General features: G+C 54.3%; 16 protein-coding genes. 5 read left to right on the plus strand and 11 right to left on the minus strand.

Annotation, left to right across the window (positions count from 1 at the left end; translation table 11 throughout):
• Window positions 1-8: 8 nt before the first annotated feature.
• Complete coding sequence (udp, locus tag FDX09_RS17765) at window positions 9-770, minus strand: uridine phosphorylase (RefSeq protein ID WP_006686084.1); 762 nt, start codon at window positions 768-770, stop codon at window positions 9-11.
• A 265-nt stretch (window positions 771-1,035) separates the two neighbouring features.
• Here udp and FDX09_RS17770 point away from each other — a divergent pair, with 265 nt between their 5' ends.
• Entirely contained in the window at window positions 1,036-1,842 is an 807-nt protein-coding gene (locus FDX09_RS17770; protein ID WP_038634473.1) for a dienelactone hydrolase family protein, read from the plus strand.
• Window positions 1,843-1,896: 54 nt separating this feature from the next.
• Here FDX09_RS17770 and metE read toward each other — a convergent pair whose 3' ends face one another.
• On the minus strand, window positions 1,897-4,158 hold the full coding sequence (metE, locus tag FDX09_RS17775) for a 5-methyltetrahydropteroyltriglutamate--homocysteine S-methyltransferase (protein ID WP_137347636.1): 2,262 nt from the start codon (window positions 4,156-4,158) through the stop codon (window positions 1,897-1,899).
• Between the two features lie 234 nt (window positions 4,159-4,392).
• Between metE and metR the strand changes: the two genes are divergently transcribed.
• Window positions 4,393-5,346 carry an HTH-type transcriptional regulator MetR gene (gene metR / locus FDX09_RS17780; RefSeq protein WP_038634477.1) on the plus strand — a complete coding sequence of 318 codons (954 nt, stop codon included), beginning with the start codon at window positions 4,393-4,395 and terminating at the stop codon, window positions 5,344-5,346.
• Here metR and FDX09_RS17785 read toward each other — a convergent pair.
• From FDX09_RS17785 to pldB, 3 genes are all read right to left on the minus strand, one after another.
• Window positions 5,234-6,133, minus strand: a complete 900-nt coding sequence (locus tag FDX09_RS17785) for a carboxylate/amino acid/amine transporter (RefSeq protein WP_121529766.1) — start codon at window positions 6,131-6,133, stop codon at window positions 5,234-5,236. The genes metR and FDX09_RS17785 overlap by 113 nt on opposite strands.
• Window positions 6,134-6,213: 80 nt before the next feature.
• Window positions 6,214-7,014 (minus strand): sugar/pyridoxal phosphate phosphatase YigL, encoded by an 801-nt coding sequence (gene yigL, locus FDX09_RS17790; protein WP_038634479.1) that lies wholly within the window; start codon window positions 7,012-7,014, stop codon window positions 6,214-6,216.
• Between the two features lie 15 nt (window positions 7,015-7,029).
• The gene (pldB, locus tag FDX09_RS17795) at window positions 7,030-8,046 is read right to left on the minus strand and encodes a lysophospholipase L2 (RefSeq protein WP_038634482.1); all 1,017 of its coding nucleotides are present in this window, start codon (window positions 8,044-8,046) and stop codon (window positions 7,030-7,032) included.
• Between the two features lie 110 nt (window positions 8,047-8,156).
• On the opposite strand from pldB, the gene rhtB reads away from it, so the two are divergent.
• Window positions 8,157-8,777 carry a homoserine/homoserine lactone efflux protein gene (gene rhtB / locus FDX09_RS17800; RefSeq protein WP_061381045.1) on the plus strand — a complete coding sequence of 207 codons (621 nt, stop codon included), beginning with the start codon at window positions 8,157-8,159 and terminating at the stop codon, window positions 8,775-8,777.
• Between the two features lie 45 nt (window positions 8,778-8,822).
• Here the strand turns inward: rhtB and rhtC are convergent, their stop codons facing one another.
• The 3 genes from rhtC to pldA all read right to left on the minus strand — a co-directional run bounded on the left by rhtC (window position 8,823) and on the right by pldA (window position 12,294).
• Window positions 8,823-9,443, minus strand: coding sequence for a threonine export protein RhtC (gene rhtC / locus FDX09_RS17805; protein WP_038634488.1), 621 nt, complete (start codon window positions 9,441-9,443; stop codon window positions 8,823-8,825).
• Window positions 9,444-9,506: 63 nt separating this feature from the next.
• Window positions 9,507-11,336, minus strand: coding sequence for an ATP-dependent DNA helicase RecQ (recQ, locus tag FDX09_RS17810; protein WP_038634489.1), 1,830 nt, complete (start codon window positions 11,334-11,336; stop codon window positions 9,507-9,509).
• A gap of 88 nt (window positions 11,337-11,424) precedes the next feature.
• Window positions 11,425-12,294, minus strand: a complete 870-nt coding sequence (pldA, locus tag FDX09_RS17815; protein WP_038634493.1) for a phospholipase A — start codon at window positions 12,292-12,294, stop codon at window positions 11,425-11,427.
• Between the two features lie 165 nt (window positions 12,295-12,459).
• Between pldA and yigI the strand changes: the two genes are divergently transcribed.
• Together yigI and rarD are read left to right on the plus strand one after the other, a co-directional pair.
• A complete protein-coding gene (gene yigI / locus FDX09_RS17820) occupies window positions 12,460-12,927 on the plus strand; it encodes an acyl-CoA thioesterase YigI (RefSeq protein ID WP_003017917.1) in 468 nt (155 codons plus the stop codon).
• A 51-nt stretch (window positions 12,928-12,978) separates the two neighbouring features.
• Window positions 12,979-13,875, plus strand: coding sequence for an EamA family transporter RarD (gene rarD / locus FDX09_RS17825; RefSeq protein ID WP_137347637.1), 897 nt, complete (start codon window positions 12,979-12,981; stop codon window positions 13,873-13,875).
• A 69-nt stretch (window positions 13,876-13,944) separates the two neighbouring features.
• On the opposite strand, the gene corA is transcribed toward rarD, so the two are convergent.
• From corA to uvrD, 3 genes are all read right to left on the minus strand, one after another.
• Window positions 13,945-14,895 (minus strand): magnesium/cobalt transporter CorA, encoded by a 951-nt coding sequence (gene corA / locus FDX09_RS17830; RefSeq protein WP_038634499.1) that lies wholly within the window; start codon window positions 14,893-14,895, stop codon window positions 13,945-13,947.
• A gap of 154 nt (window positions 14,896-15,049) precedes the next feature.
• Window positions 15,050-15,106: a YsgD/CorL family protein gene (ysgD, locus tag FDX09_RS23785; protein WP_212723238.1), complete on the minus strand. Its 57-nt coding sequence runs from the start codon at window positions 15,104-15,106 to the stop codon at window positions 15,050-15,052.
• A 247-nt stretch (window positions 15,107-15,353) separates the two neighbouring features.
• Window positions 15,354-17,516 carry a DNA helicase II gene (gene uvrD / locus FDX09_RS17835; RefSeq protein WP_038634502.1) on the minus strand — a complete coding sequence of 721 codons (2,163 nt, stop codon included), beginning with the start codon at window positions 17,514-17,516 and terminating at the stop codon, window positions 15,354-15,356.
• Between the last annotated feature and the right edge of the window lie 6 nt (window positions 17,517-17,522).

A 17,522-nucleotide genomic window follows, 5' to 3' on the forward strand; every position in this document is an offset into this window, starting at 1 on the left:
AGTGAGAATTACAGTAAACGGCGGGCAGCTTCCACCACGATTTTCACCGCGTGGCTTTCCGTTTGTTTCATCGTTTCCGCATTGGGGATCTCTTGCTGAGTACGGTTCACGATAACACCAGCAACCATACCGGCACGCAGGCCCTGGCTGGCACACATGGTCAGCAACGTTGCGGATTCCATTTCGTAGTTCATGACCCCCATGGACTGCCACTCTTCCATCGAGCCTTTGAAACGGCTCACTACGCGACCAGAGAAGGTGTCATAACGCTCCTGGCCCGGGTAGAAGGTGTCAGATGACGCGGTGACGCCCACGTGGGTAGTCGCACCGATAGATTTCGCCGCTTCCACCAGCGCAGTGGTGCACTCGAAGTCGGCAACGGCCGGGAATTCCATTGGCGCGAAGTGCAGGCTTGCACCATCCAGACGGACAGACGCAGTGGTGACCAGCACGTCGCCAACATTGATGTGCGGCTGAATTGCGCCAGTCGTACCGATACGCAGGAAGGTACGAATGCCCAGTTGCGCCAGTTCTTCTACGGCAATAGAGGTGGACGGGCCGCCGATACCGGTAGAGCAAACGATCACGGCTTTACCATCCAGCTCAGCACGCCAGGTCGTGAACTCGCGATGGGATGCCAGCTTAACCGGCTTATCCATCAGCGCGGCGATCTTTTCCACACGCTCCGGGTCGCCAGGGACGATAGCGAGCTGGGCCCCTTGTAAATCGTTCTTAGTGAGGCCGAGATGAAAAACATCAGACTTAGACATAAAAACTCCTCTGTGAATCGGTTTTGTCAGAAGAAGCAAAAACACACTTTACCGAAGGCATAAACAAATTTTCGTGACAGACATCACCATGATGTAAATCAATTGCATTCTATTACCATGAAATAGTGATGAACATCACATAAATGACGTGATGTAAGGACGCCTTGCACAAAAGATAGACCGTTTAAGGCAATGTGGTTCGTTGCATATGTCTATAGTTAATAATGCGCTTTTTGGCTGAATATTTAAGGGTACGGAGAATACCATGACCACACGACAATCTGGCTTTGCACCTGCTGTATCTCCACCGACGTCTACTACGGTTCACACACCGGATAACGCAATTATCGCCGGTGTAACGTCCATACCTTCACAAGGCGATGATATGCCAGCGTATCACGCACGACCAAAACAGACCGATGGCCCCCTGCCCGTGGTCATTGTCGTGCAGGAGATTTTTGGCATTCATGAACACATTCGTGACGTTTGCCGCCGTCTGGCCCTGGAAGGGTATCTGGCTATCGCGCCAGAGCTCTATTTCCGCGAAGGCGATCCCAATGACTTTGCCGATATCCCCACGCTGCTCAGCGGCCTTGTCGCCAAAGTGCCTGACGCTCAGGTACTAGCCGATCTGGACCACGTCGCCAGTTGGGCCTCCCGCAACGGCGGTGACGCGCATCGATTAATGATCACAGGTTTTTGCTGGGGTGGACGCATCACCTGGCTGTATGCAGCGCACAATCCGCAGTTAAAAGCAGCGGTAGCGTGGTATGGCAAACTGGTAGGCGATAAGACCCTCAACTCGCCGAAACATCCCGTTGATATCGCCACCGATCTTAACGCTCCTGTTCTGGGGCTTTATGGTGGTCAGGACACCAGTATTCCTCAGGTTACCGTCGAAACTATGCGTCAGGCGCTACGCGCCGCTAATGCAAAAGCGGAAATTGTGGTTTATCCCGATGCCGGGCATGCATTTAATGCCGATTACCGCCCGAGCTACCACGAAGAGTCCGCCAAAGATGGCTGGCAGAGAATGCTGGAGTGGTTCGCGCAATACGGCGAGAAGAAATAAGTATCGCCAGGTAAACCGATCATCAAAACGGAGGCGTTAGCCTCCGTTTTGTTTTTAAGCCTGACGCAAGTTCTGCGCGGCCTTCACCATATTCGCCAGTGCGGCACGGGTTTCCGGCCAGCCTCGGGTTTTCAGGCCGCAGTCCGGGTTCACCCACAGCCGCTCCGCCGGAATACGCTGCTCCGCCTTCTTCAGCAGGGCCTCAATCCACTCCACGCTCGGGACGTTCGGCGAGTGAATATCGTAGACACCCGGCCCAATTTCATTCGGATAGTCGAACTCTTCAAACGATTCCAGCAACTCCATGTCGGAGCGTGAGGTCTCAATGGTGATCACATCCGCGTCCAGCGCCGCAATGGAATCCATGATGTCGTTGAACTCGCAGTAACACATGTGGGTGTGGATCTGAGTTTCATCCTTCGCCACCGCCGCGTTAATGCGGAAGGCTTCTACCCCCCACGCCAGATACGCGGCCCAGTCGCTGCGACGTAGCGGCAGACCTTCGCGCAGCGCCGGTTCATCAATCTGAATAATACCGATACCCGCCGCTTCCAGATCCGCCACTTCATCACGCAGCGCCAGCGCAATCTGCTTGGCGATGGTTTCACGCGTCACGTCTTCACGCGGGAATGACCAGCAAAGAATGGTCACCGGACCGGTCAACATACCTTTTACCGGCTTGTCGGTAAGCGACTGCGCGTACTTCGCCCACTCCACGGTGATCGCTTCCGGGCGGCTGACGTCGCCAATTACCACCGGCGGCTTCACGCAGCGAGAACCATAGCTCTGCACCCAACCGTTCTGGGTAAAGACAAAACCATCCAGATGCTCGCCAAAGTATTCCACCATGTCATTACGCTCGGCTTCACCGTGCACCAGCACATCGAGGCCCAGACGTTCCTGTTCAACGATCGCCTGTTTTATATGTTCGGCGATACCGGTACGGTAGTGACCAGCATCCAGGTTGCCCTTTTTGAAATCCAGCCGCAGACCGCGAATTTCGGTGGTTTGCGGGAATGAACCGATCGTAGTGGTCGGCCATGCCGGTAGATTAAAGCGGGCACGCTGCGCCTCGGCGCGAACCGGGTAAGCGTTGGCGCGCTGGCTGTCTTGCGCGGTGATCGCCGCCAGACGTTTTTCCACTGCGGCGTTGTGTACGCGGGTAGAGTGACGACGCGCCTGGATCGGTGCGCTCCATTCCACAATTGCCGCCGTATCGCCGCTGTTCAGGGCATCGCGCAGCAGCGCCAGCTCGCCGCACTTTTGCAGCGCGAAGGCAAACCAGCTCTTCACTTCGGCATCAAGGCGGGTTTCCACACTGAGATCGATTGGGCTGTGCAGCAGAGAGCAGGAAGAAGCCACCCACAGAGCACGTTTCCCGACGATGTCTTTACTTTGTGCATATTTTTCGCTGAGATCGGCGCGCCAGACGTTACGACCGTTTACCAAACCGGCTGACAGCAGCCAGTCGGCAGGCAGGCGTTGGTGCAGCTCGGCAACGTCATCTTTGCCATGAACGAAATCAACGTGCAGACCCTGCACCGGCAGCGCGGTAATGGTATCCAGGTTCGGCGTTACGCCTTCAAAATAAGTGGTCAGCAGTAATTTTACCTGCCCTGCCAGCGCGTCATACGCGGGTTTGAAGGCGTTCAGCCAAACCTGCGGCAGCTCCAGTACCAGCGCGGGTTCATCAATCTGTACCCACTCAATACCGCGTTTCGCCAGCTCGGCCAGCACCTGCTGGTAAACCGGCAGAATGTCGTTGAGCAGGGTCAGGCGGTCAAACTGTTCGCCCTTCACTTTCCCCAGCCACAGGTAAGTTACCGGCCCAAGCAGTACAGGCTTCACCTTGTGGCCGAGCGCCAGCGCTTCGTCCACTTCATCCAGCAGTTGGGTCCAGGTCAGTTTGAACTGCTGACCTTTGGTGAACTCCGGCACCATGTAGTGATAGTTGGTGTTAAACCATTTGGTCATTTCTGCCGCCGCCGCTGGCTCACCCGTCGGGGCGCGACCACGACCAATGCGGAATAAGGTATCGATATCAACCGAGCCGTCTTTATTTTGATGACGCGCCGGAACGTTACCGAGCAGCAGGCTGGTGGTTAGCACGTGATCGTACCAGGCAAAATCGCCCACCGGCAGCAGGTCAATGCCCGCCTGCTTCTGCTGATCCCAGTGGCGGGCGCGCAGCTCGCGGCCAACGGCCAGCAATTCCTCACGGGAAGAATTTCCCGCCCAGTAGCTTTCTTGCGCTTTTTTCAGCTCGCGACGCAGGCCAACGCGAGGGAAACCGAGGGTGTGATTCAATATTGTCATTTTTCTTCCTCTAATTATATGTAAATCCTATGGATTTTGAATTTAGGGAAGGCGGCAAGTTTGCTCATCCCAGGAGCTTACTGAAGTAAGTGACTGGGGTGGGGAAACGAAGCCAACGCACCATAAATTTAAAAGACGAAGGATTTTAGCCATCCAGATGTTTACACATCCATAATTGGCGGTTACTGTATATTCCTCAAGCGCAATTTGTTCATGCCGAAGTGAAGGACTTTCATGATCGAGATTAAACACCTGAAAACGCTCCAGGCGTTGCGGAATAGTGGTTCGCTGGCAGCCGCAGCGGCGACGTTGCATCAGACCCAATCCGCCCTTTCTCACCAGTTCAGCGATCTGGAGCAACGCCTCGGCTTTCGTCTTTTTATCCGTAAAAGTCAGCCTCTGCGCTTTACGCCGCAGGGCGAAATTTTGCTGCAGCTGGCAAACCAGGTGTTGCCGCAAATCGGTCGCGCGCTGCAGGCCTGCAACGAACCGCAGCAAACCCGGCTACGCATCGCGATTGAATGCCACAGCTGTATCCAATGGCTGACGCCCGCGCTGGAGAATTTTCGTGCCAACTGGCCGCAGGTGGAAATGGACTTTAAATCCGGCGTGACGTTCGATCCGCAACCTGCGCTACAGCAGGATGAATTGGATCTGGTGTTGACCTCCGACATTCTGCCGCGCAGCGGATTGCACTACTCGCCGATGTTTGATTTTGAAGTACGCCTGGTCCTGGCGCCGGACCATCCGCTGGCCAGCAAAACGCAAATCACCCCGGAGGATTTAGCCAGCGAGACGCTGCTTATTTATCCGGTACAACGGAGTCGGCTGGATGTCTGGCGGCATTTCCTGCAGCCTGCGGGCGTTAGCCCGTCGCTGAAGAGCGTGGATAACACCCTGCTGCTGATTCAGATGGTTGCAGCCAAAATGGGTATCGCGGCTTTACCACACTGGGTGGTGGAGAGTTTTGAGCGCCAGGGTCTGGTGGTAACCAAAACCCTGGGTGATGGATTGTGGAGCCGACTGTACGCCGCCGTGCGCGATGGCGAACAGCGACAGCCGGTCACGGAAGCGTTTATTCGCTCAGCGCGGAATCACGCCTGCGATCACCTGCCGTTTGTGCGGAGTGCGGAACGACCCACTTTCGATGTACCCACAGTGAGGCCACTATCACAGCCGCACCAATGATGAAGCTCGGCCAGTGAGGCTGTTGATGCCAGATAGCCAGGTTAACCAGCAGCCCGGCCGGCACATGCATATTGTTCATGATGCCCAGCGTACCCGCATCCACCTGCGTCGCGCCATAGTTCCACATAAAGTAACCGATGCCGGACGCCGCCACGCCAAGAAACACCAGGATGCCCCACTGTAGCGTAGTTGCAGGCATTTTCTGCGCGTTACCCAGCATGAACCAGGCCACTATCGCCACCATAAATGCCCCCATGTAAAACCAGGCGAAGGCGTTGTGCTGCGGCATTGGCCGTGTTTCCATCAGACGCTTGTAGCCCACCATGCCAATGGCAAAGCTGATATTGGACAACTGTACCAGCAGCAGGCCGGTCCAGAAGTGGCTGGTCACCTGGTCGTAACGAATGATCCCCGCACCGATCACCGCCAGCAACGCACTGAAGGCGTAGCTCCAGCGCAGACGACGTCCGCTCATGAGATCATAAATCAGCGTAATGTAGAGCGGCGTCAGTACGGTAAAGAGCAGCAGTTCTGAAACCGTCAGGTACAGATAGGCGTGAAAACTCAGCATATACATAATGCCAAGCTGCATGGCCCCTACCAGCATATACAGCGCGATCGTTTTTACGCTGTGCCCACGGGTGCGTAAAAATGGCAGGAACACCAGCGCCGCCAGCCCAACACGCACCAGCACCGCAAAATAGCTATCGACATGACCGGCAAGGTACTCGCCAAACAGGCTAAAGGAAAAGGCCCACAGAATTGTGGTAATGATGAGTAACGCCACAATGGATGTCTCTTAACAAAAGGTACACCCATTGTAGCGAAGTTTTTAGTTGACAACTGGTCAACTAACGAACGATGACGTTACTGCAAAAAGAGCTTACGCAGATAGTGCGGCACGGCATCATCGGCGTTGAGTCCAATCACGTCCAGTTCCGGATGAAGATCTTTCAGGCGTTGGTGCGCGTTGCCCATGATGCAGCCTTTACCAGCCATGGAGAGCATTTCCGCATCGTTCATGCCATCGCCGAAAGCGATGCAGTCCTGCAGGCTGTAGCCCATCGCTTTCGCCACTGCTTCCAGCGCATGACCTTTCGACACGCCGCCAGCCATAACTTCCAGACAGGTAAGCGTAGAGAAGCTGACGTTGACGCGATCGCCCCAGCGGGCGTTAATCGCCTGCTCCAGCGGCAGCAGCCTTTCATGAGAATCGGTGGTAAAAAACACTTTGCTGACGCCTTCAGGCTCCAGTAGCGCAGGTTCAAACAGAGAATAGTTAAATACCGCTTCTTTAAAGAAGCGCATTTCGTCCGGGCGATGGCGATTCATAAACCATTCATCATCACGATAAACGTTGGTTACGATGTCCGGATTTGCATTTACCACGCCGAACAGGTCGCTGGCAATGTCGCGATCCAGGTTATGGGTAAACACCAGATTCCCGGCAGAATCGTGCACGCGCGCGCCGTTGGATGTGATCATGTAGGTTTTAATGCCAAGGTTATCGCGAATTTGCCCCACATCAACATGATGACGGCCAGTCGCAAACACGAAGTTAACGCCACGTGCGGTCAATAATTTCAGTGTCTCTTTGGCATAAGGGGACAACGTATGGTCGGGGGAAAGCAGCGTACCGTCTAAATCAGACGCAACAACCTGATACATAAGAAAATTAAACCTCTAGGCAAAGCGGTTTCCGCTGGATGAGTTATGCTTGTCGAAAAATTCGACAATAGCGTTAAGCGCGACTGAGCGCATTGCGTCCTTTTCAAAAAGGATCTCATGGTACGCGCCTTTGATGACAAGCGGCTGGCCTCCCTCTACTGGATGGCCCGCTGCAGCGCGGAGTTCACAAAAGCGATCGTGCATACGGTTATCAACCAAACGCTCTTCTTCGGCCTGGATAAGCAATGTTGGCGTCGCGTCATCTCCCGCCCCGGCCAGGACCTGTTCACCCGCCAGAATGCCTTCACGTACCCAGTGGTAAGTGGGACCGCCCACGCGCAGCCGAGGTTCATCGGCATAGAAACGCAGATTGCGCCGATAGCGCTGTCGACTGTGGGTTACCGCATTCATCCCGAATGGCAGCGCCCGCCAGCGCCCGGTCCCCATGGCATAACCCTCGCGGATCCGTGGATGCCCTTCAGCCCAGTCCAGAATTTGACGCACCATCCAGTCGGGAAAGCGCATCACAATACCAAACATCGGCGCGCAAAGCGCAATGGCATCACACTGATTCGGGTGACGCTGCAGAAACAACGTGGCAATCGCCCCGCCCATAGAATGCGCCAGTATATAGCGTTTTCTCCACGGACCGGGTGACACTTCCTGCTGCCAGAAAGCGGTTAAATCGTCGACATAGTCATTAAAGTTATCCACATGACCGCGATGCGGATCCGAAAGCATACGGCCGGAACGCCCCTGGCCACGGTGATCGATAATGAGAACGTCAAAACCAGAATGAAACAGGTCGTACGCCAGTTCAGCGTATTTTACATAGCTTTCAATGCGTCCAGGACAGACGACGATGACGCGATCGTTTTTCTCTGCGTGAAAGCGCACAAAATGTACGGGGACATTATCTACGCCCGTAAACTCCGCTTCTTCCCGCTGACGCCAGAAATCTGTCAGTGGTCCCATGGAAAAAGCAGCAAACGCGTTTTCTCTTGTTTCCCAGTCTTTTTGCTGCTGAAACATCGGGTATCCAGCCTCGTTGACCAAGTAAAATCGTTTTTTTTGCCATGTCTGATACAACGTACCGACAGTAGCGTATTGTGGCATAAAAATAGACAATCCGGGAGTTTCTCATGACCTTTGAATGGTGGTTCGCCTACCTGCTGACCTCTATTATTTTGAGCCTGTCTCCAGGCTCTGGCGCAATCAACACCATGACCACCGCCATCAGCCACGGTTATCGCGGTGCCAGCGCATCGATTGCGGGTCTACAGACCGGACTGGGCATTCATATCGTTTTGGTTGGCGTAGGGCTGGGAACGCTATTTTCACGTTCAGCGATCGCGTTTGAAGTGCTGAAGTGGGCGGGCGCGGCTTACCTGATTTGGCTAGGAATTCAGCAATGGCGGGCGGCGGGCGCTATCGATCTGAACACCATGGCGAATACGCAATCGCGCAGCCGCCTGTTCAAACGCGCGGTCTTTGTTAATCTGACCAACCCCAAAAGCATTGTTTTTCTTGCCGCCCTGTTCCCGCAGTTTATCCTGCCGCAGGAACCGCAGTTGATGCAGTATGTGGTGCTTGGCATCACGACCATTGTGGTCGATATTATTGTGATGATCGGTTACGCGACGCTGGCTACGCGCATTGCTGGCTGGATTAAGGGGCCAAAGCAAATGAAAGCGCTGAACAAAGTGTTTGGTTCGCTGTTTATGCTGATAGGCGCCCTGCTGGCATCGGCAAGGCATGCCTGATAACGGTGCCGGATGGCGTTAGCGCTTATCCGGCATGAAGGAAGCTTAGCGCGAAATGATCAGATGGATACCGAAACCCGCGAACAGCGCGCCGGCAAAGCCATCGATCCACTTCGCCAGACGTTGATAGCCGCGACGCATTTTCGGTAATGCAAACAGGCTGGCAACCACGGTAAACCACGCCAGCGTTTCCACGATGATCAGCGCGAAAATGCCCCAACGCGCGCCCGTTCCTACACTATCGCCAACAAACAATGAGAACACGGAGCCAAAATAGATAATCGCTTTCGGGTTGGCGAGGTTGGTCAACAGGCCTTTTAAAAAGCTGCGTCCGCTCTGCGCCAGTTCAACCTGTGGGGCAGGGGCCGCTACGTCCTGTTTTTTAAACGCGCCGCGCAGCATCTGGTAACCCATCCAGCACAGATACAGGCCGCCGCCCACCATGATAATGGTGTGCAGCCAGGCCATTTTTTCGATAATCAGATGCAGGCCAAGCAGCGCCACGCCAGCCCAGACCATGACGCCACAGGTAATACCCAGCACGCCCATCATGGCTTCTTTGCGCGAACGGCTAACGGCCGTTTGAGAAACAAAGAAGAAATCGGGACCGGGACTCATCAGCGCAACGATATGCACCAACGCAACGGTAAAAAATAGCGTTAACATAAAAATGACTCGCGGGGAAATAGTTCAGTGAGTCACCATCCTGGCACTTTTTTGCCTGGCTGACTACTCTTCGTCGTCACCATCGACGTGGGCGCGAATAAGTGCCATAAACTCTTTGCCAAAACGTTCAAGTTTACGCATTCCCACGCCGTTGACGCTCAGCATTTCGCTCGGCGAAACCGGCATCTGCTCGGCCATTTCAATCAACGTGGCGTCGTTGAACACCACATACGGCGGGATATTCTCTTCATCGGCAATGGCTTTACGCAGCTTACGCAATTTGGCAAACAGTTTGCGATCGTAATTGCCGCCGAAGGATTTCTGCATAGCGCGCGGTTTCAGCGCCACGATTCGCGGTACCGCAAGCTGCAACGGGACTTCGCCGCGCAGAACCGGACGCGCGGCATCGGTCATCTGCAGTGCGGAATGCTGCGCGATATTTTGCGTCACCAGCCCAAGATGGATAAGTTGGCGAATTACGCTCACCCAGTGTTCATGGCTTTTATCGCGCCCCATGCCATAAACCTTGAGTTTATCGTGTCCCAACTCGCGGATACGCTGATTATTCGCTCCGCGCAGAACCTCCACCACATATCCCATACCAAAGCGCTGATTGACCCGGCCAATCGTGGAAAGCGCAATCTGCGCATCGTTTAAGCCGTCGTATTGTTTTGGCGGATCGAGACAGATATCGCAGTTACCACACGGCTCCTGACGCCCCTCGCCAAAATAATTCAGCAGAACCAGACGACGACAGGTTTGCGCCTCGGCAAACGCCCCCATCGCATTGAGCTTATGGCGTTCGATATCCAGCAGTTGTCCGGCAGGTTTCTCTTCGAGGCAACGGCGGAGCCACGCCATATCAGCCGGATCGTAAAACAGCATCGCTTCCGCCGGCAGGCCATCACGCCCGGCACGACCGGTTTCCTGATAATAGGACTCAATGTTGCGCGGGATATCAAAATGCACCACGAAGCGCACGTTAGGTTTGTTGATCCCCATGCCGAACGCTACGGTCGCCACCACAATTTGCAGGTCATCGCGCTGGAATTTTTCCTGCACCTCGGCGCGCACGCTGTTTTCCAGCCCGGCATGATAAGCCCCGGCGCTGATGCCGCGGCTTTGCAGGCGCGCAGCGGTGTCTTCGACTTTGGCGCGGCTGTTACAGTAAATAATGCCGGATTTACCGCGTTGTTCTTGCACGTAGCGCATCAGTTGATCGAGCGGCTTAAACTTCTCCATCAGCATGTAGCGAATATTCGGCCGATCAAAGCTGCTGATCTGAATTAACGGATCGTTGAGGCCCAGCAGGCGCACGATATCCAGCCGGGTGGTTTCATCCGCGGTCGCGGTTAACGCCACAAACGGCAGCGTTGGGAAACGCTGACGCAGTTGGCCCAGCGCGGCGTATTCAGGGCGGAAGTCATGCCCCCACTGCGAAATACAGTGCGCTTCATCCACCGCCAGCAGCACCGGATTCCAGTGCCCAAGATGCTCAAGGAAGTTATCCAGCATCAGGCGTTCAGGGGCAATATACAGCAAGCGAACCTGCCCGCTGCGACAGCCGGCCATCACCTCAAGCTGCTGCTCACGACTTTGGGTGGAGTTCAGGCACGCCGCCGCCACGCCGTTGGCCAGCAGTTGATCGACCTGGTCTTTCATCAGGGAAATCAGCGGCGAAACAACAACGGTGAGTCCGTTGAGTAATAATGCGGGAATTTGATAGCACAGGGATTTGCCGCCACCGGTGGGCATAACGACCAGGCAGTCGCGACCAGAGAGCACGGTGTCGATAATTTCTTCCTGGCCTGGGCGAAACTGTTGGTAGCCAAAGGTTTCCTGCAAAACCTGTTTAGCGCCCATTTCCAGATTCAACACTTCCGCCTGCGCCACATTAACCCCATTAACCTGAAATAAAAACAGGCGCTATTTTCAGCGCCTGAGAAAGAAACTGCAATGATTAAAATACTCTCAATATCTGTCAGAAGATATCGTTAAGCATTACACCCACGCCAACACGGGTCTGATTGAAGTTGTAGTCAATCAGCGATTCTCCGTAACCACTGTAGACCTGGGTGTAGAGACGAACATGCTTCGTAATAGGATAGCTTGCCCCTAACTCTGCGCCGCCGTAGCCGGTGTTCCAGTTGTACTGACCTTTCACGCTGATAACGGCGTCGCCCAGGTGATACCCCATTTTCAGCTGATAATAGCCCATGTATTTGGTGATGTCGGGGTTATCATCGGTACTGCCAATGACGTACCACGGCTTTACTTCCACCAGCCAGTTGCCGTTTTCTGCCATCAGGCGGGTATACAGGCGGTTCCAGCTACGTGAAGTGGGGTCGGAGCGCCCGTTGGAATCATGGTTATAACCCATTTCGACATCACGTAGCGTCCACCCGGCAAAGCGATAGTCGGTGGCGAAACCAAGGAACAACTGCGGCTCGTAGTTGGTTTCGCGAAACGGTGAAGATTCTTCACTGTTCGAAAGCTGCCACCAGGATTTCTGCGTATAGGAACCGCCAAGAACCGAGTTCGGACCCAATATTCCTCGCCAAAGGGGAAACGCCAGGCTTAGCTGAAACTTCACCTCATCTTTGCGCGCATTGTCCGACCAGCTATAGCTGCTGATCGCCTCTTTGTTCATGTCGCTGGTATTGGTGTAGATAAGGTAGTTGGTGTCATAAGGGTAAAGCGTGAAAGGGTTGTCATGCTCTTGCAGCATATTAGCGATGATACTGCCCCGAACTGCTGGTGCATCATGAATCTCTTTTACTGTCGCTTCCTGCGCATACGCGGTCAACGGCAGCATGACTGCTGGTAGTAACCATCCCAGAATCGCCCGCATCGGTAATGTTCTCCTGAACCAAAATATTGATGAATTGTATAATTTTCTGACAAGCATTCTACATACTTAGCTCGTTCCTCGTTAGTTATCCCGTCCTAAAGTAGAAAACAACAAATAATAAGCATAATATCAACATTTCATTAACCAATAAGGTATTAAGATCGTATGTCTGCTGTACTGACCGCTGAAGAAGCCCTGAAGTTAGTGGGTGAAATGTTTGTTTATCATATGCCGTTTAACCGTGCGCTGGGGCTGGAACTGGAACGCTATGAAAAAGAATTTGCGCAATTAGCGTTTAATAATCAACCGATGATGGTCGGTAACTGGGCGCAAAGCATTCTGCATGGCGGAGTGATCGCCTCAGCACTCGACGTCGCCGCCGGACTGGTGTGTGTAGGCAGCACGTTGACCCGTCACGAAACGATCAGTGAGGACGAACTGCGTCAGCGCATGTCACGTATGGGCACCATCGATTTACGCGTTGATTACCTGCGCCCGGGGAGAGGGAATCGCTTTACCGCTACCAGCAGCCTGCTGCGGGCGGGTAATAAAGTAGCCGTTGCGCGCGTGGAACTGCATAACGAAGAACAGCTCTATATCGCCAGCGCAACCGCCACTTATATGGTGGGGTAAGCGCTTAAAAAAAGGTAAACTGCTGTTACATTTCTGCAATGAGTTTTCCCGATGGATGCTAAACAAACGCGGCAGGGCGTGTTACTCGCTCTGGCTGCCTATTTTATTTGGGGTATCGCTCCCGCCTACTTCAAGCTGATTTACTATGTCCCGGCGGATGAGATCCTGACGCACCGCGTCATCTGGTCATTTTTCTTTATGGTGGTGCTGATGAGCATCAGCCGCCAGTGGTCGGGTGTTAAAACGCTGCTACAAACGCCAAAGAAGATCTTCCTGCTGGCGCTCTCTGCGGTGCTCATCGGCGGAAACTGGCTGCTGTTCATTTGGGCGGTCAATAATCACCATATGCTGGAAGCCAGTCTCGGCTATTTTATTAACCCGCTAGTGAATATCGTGCTGGGGATGCTTTTCCTCGGCGAGCGCTTTCGTCGCATGCAGTGGTTGGCGGTACTGTTAGCCGCCTGCGGCGTACTGGTACAGCTGTGGACCTTCGGCTCATTGCCGATAATCGCGCTGGGACTGGCGTTCAGCTTTGCTTTTTATGGTCTGGTGCGTAAGAAGATTGCCGTTGAAGCGCAAACCGGCATGTTGATTGAAACCCTGTGGCTCTTACCCGTTGCCGCTATCTACCTGTTTGGCATTGCGGATAGCCCAACCAGCCATATGGGGCAAAACCCGATATCACTCAATCTGCTACTGATTGCCGCCGGTATCGTGACCACCATTCCGTTGCTGTGCTTTACCGGCGCAGCGACACGTCTGCGTCTTTCCACACTGGGTTTCTTCCAGTATATCGGACCCACGTTGATGTTCCTGCTGGCGATCACCTTTTACGGTGAAGTGCCGGGAGCGGATAAAATGGTGACGTTCGCCTTTATCTGGGTGGCGCTGGCGATTTTCGTGATGGATGCGATTTATACGCAACGCAGAACGCGTATGGGGATGTGAAGGCTTTTTGCCTGATGGCGCTACGCTTATCAGGCCTACGGGAGCTGTAGGCCTGATAAGACACCGCCATTAAAGCCAGTTCTTACGTTTAAAGTACAGATACGGCGCCAAACCTGCGAGCATCATAAAGACAATCGCGCCAGGATAACCGAAGCTCCAGTGCAGTTCCGGCATGAATTCAAAGTTCATGCCGTAGCTGGAAGCCACCAGCGTCGGCGGCAGAAATACCACCGAGACCACCGAGAAGATCTTGATGATGCGGTTCTGCTCAATATTGATAAAGCCCATCGCCGCCTGCATCAGGAAGTTAACCTTCTGGAACAGCGATTCGTTATGCGGCAGCAGAGACTCGATATCGCGCAGGATCTCACGCGCCTGCTCCAGTTGACCACCCGGCAGACGCGCTTTACGCACCAGAAAGTTCAGTGCGCGCTGGGTATCCATCAGACACAGGCGTACCTTCCAGCCGATATCTTCCTGTTCCGCCAGCGTGGAAAGCGCTTCGTCATACTCATCGCCCTGACGCCCTTCCATGATCACACGGCTGAGTTTTTCCAGGTCGCTATAGATGTTTTCAATCTCATCCGCCAACTGTTCAATTTTGGTTTCGAACAGATCGAGTAGCAGCTCGTAGGCGTTACCATCCACCATCGCCTGGTTACGCGCACGCATGCGATACAGACGAAACGCCGGCAGTTCGCGTTCGCGCAGGGTAAACAGGCGGCCTTCGCGAATGGTAAATGCGACGGTTGAGTTACCCGCGTGATCGTCGGCGTCTTCATAGAAGAAGAAGGAGTGAATGTGCAGTCCATCCTCGTCTTCAAAAAAACGTGCGGATGCTTCGATGTCTTCCAGTTCAGGGCGCGTGGCCAGATTCTGGCCCAAGTCCTTTTGCACACGGTTTCGTTCTTCGTCATCCGGCTCGACTAAATCGACCCAAACCGAACTGGCCAGGTGCTCGATCTCGTCTGCCTCAAGGCGAGTTAAACGATTGTTTTCCAGTTGAAATGCGCTCAGCATGACCGGGACTCCCAATGCAAAAAATTATCGGACAGTTCGGAGGGCACACAGAAACAAATTGGGTTTCAGACCATTAAACAGCCTGACTCAGCGCGACGGGAAAAAACAGAAGGTCGCTGACAACCGCGAAGGCTATCAGCAAAAAGGGATAGCCTTAGGAGTTGATCCTGGATGACAGGATAATGAGCCAGTATCTACTGGGTGTGTCCAAGGCGAATGTCCTCTTAGCGTAATCGTGCGCGCATGTTACGCCAGCAAAATTTTGACGTCAACACGCAACGGATGGCGAAAAAGTAATAATTTCCCCTTATACAGAAAGGTTAGCAGAGGGGAATTATTTATCTATGATTTCAGAATATTAACCGGCAGATAGCCGAATGGCGGCTTCGCCTTATCCGGCCTACAAATCAAAATGTTACCCGGTCAGTAGATCTGATACGCGCAACGACATCAGGCGATCACACCGTTTCCAGTCTGGCGTAAGCCGCCACCAGCCATTTAATGCCCTGCCCCTGGAACGCGACCTGCAAACGACTGTGCTCACCGCTACCTTCGAGGTTGACGATGGTACCCTCGCCGAACTTCGCGTGGCGTACCCGCTGGCCAAGTTTGTAGCCGGTATCGTTTTCCGCCATTGGCGTGCCCATCCGCTGATGGCTCACCGGACGGCTAACCGTGGCGCGCAGACGCACCTCTTCAACGCACGCTTCCGGCAGTTCGCCGATAAAGCGCGACGGACGATGGTAAACCTCTTTACCGTACAAACGACGCGTTTCGGCGTAGGTGAGCGTCAGTTTCTGCATCGCGCGGGTGACGCCAACATAGGCCAGGCGACGTTCTTCTTCGAGACGGCCGCCTTCATCCAGCGACATCTGGCTCGGGAACATGCCTTCTTCCATACCCACGATAAATACCTGCGGGAACTCCAGCCCTTTCGCCGAGTGCAGGGTCATCAGCTGTACCGCGTCCTGCCAGGTATCCGCTTGCCCTTCGCCTGCTTCCAGCGCGGCGTGGGAGAGGAACGCCTGCAGCGGCATTAAGTCTTCGTCTTCTTCGTTGTAGCTGAACTGGCGCGTTGCCGTCACCAGTTCGTCTAAGTTTTCGATACGCGTCTGACCCTTCTCGCCTTTTTCCTGCTCGTACATCATGCGCAGACCGGAATCTTTAATCACCCGGTCAGTCTGCACGTGCAGCGGCATATCGGCAGTCTCTTGCGCCAGCGCGTCAATCAATTCCATAAAGCGCTGTAAGGCGCTGGCGGCGCGACCGGCCAGGGCTTTTTCCTGCAGCAGTTCACGACAGGCCTGCCACAACGTTAGCTGGCGGTCACGGGAAGTCTGGCGTACGACATCTAAAGTACGATCGCCAATCCCGCGCGTTGGCGTATTCACCACACGCTCAAACGCGGCATCGTCATTGCGATTAGCGATCAGACGCAGGTAGGAGAGCGCGTCTTTAATTTCCTGACGTTCAAAGAAGCGCATACCGCCATAGATACGATACGGCATGCTGGCCTGTAGTAAGGCTTCTTCCAACACGCGTGACTGGGCGTTGCTACGATACAGAATCGCGCACTGTTCCAGCGCGCCGCCGTTGTCCTGCCAGGTTTTAATGCGATTGACCACGAAGCGCGCTTCATCAAGTTCGTTGAAGGCGCAATACAGCGAGATCGGCTCGCCGTCGACGCCGTCGGTCCACAGTTTTTTACCCAGGCGCCCGTTGTTATTTTCAATCAGGGCGTTAGCTGCGCTAAGAATATTGTTGGTCGAACGGTAGTTCTGCTCCAGACGAATGGTTTCTGCGCCCGGGAAATCGTTGAGGAAGCGCTGAATGTTCTCCACCTGCGCGCCGCGCCAGCCGTAGATCGACTGGTCATCATCGCCCACGATCATCACCTTGCCGGTGTCGCCCGCCAGCAGACGGATCCAGGCGTACTGAATGTTGTTGGTATCCTGGAATTCGTCCACCAGGATATTGGTAAAGCGTTCGCGGTAGTGCTGCAGAATGTGCGGCTTGTTGAGCCACAATTCATGTGCGCGCAGCAGCAGTTCGGCGAAATCCACCAGCCCCGCGCGATCGCAGGCTTCCTGATAAGCCTGATAGACCTTCTGCCAGGTCTGTTCGACCGGGTTGCCGTAGCTTTGCAGATGGTGCGGGCGCAGCCCTTCATCTTTCTGGCTGTTGATAAACCACATTGCCTGACGCGGTGGCCACTGCTTTTCGTCAAGGTTCATCGCTTTGATCAGGCGCTTGAGCAGACGCAGTTGGTCCTCGCTGTCGAGGATCTGGAAATCCTGCGGCAGATTCGCATCCATATGGTGCGCGCGCAACAGACGGTGCGCCAGGCCGTGAAAGGTCCCCACCCACATTCCGCCCTGGCTGGTTCCCATGATCTGACCAATACGGTGGCGCATTTCCGCCGCCGCTTTGTTGGTAAAGGTCACCGCCATAATGGAGTACGGCGAGTTGTTCTCTACCGTCAGTAACCAGGCGATACGGTGCACCAGTACGCGAGTTTTACCACTCCCCGCGCCTGCCAGAACCAGCATGTTGCTGCGTGGCGCGGCCACCGCTTCACGCTGTTTATCATTAAGGCTGTCGAGCAGGTAAGAAACGTCCATTGGCAC

It is taken from the genome of Citrobacter sp. wls717, from assembly GCF_005280955.1.
In the GTDB taxonomy this organism is placed as follows: Bacteria; Pseudomonadota; Gammaproteobacteria; order Enterobacterales; family Enterobacteriaceae; genus Citrobacter; species Citrobacter werkmanii.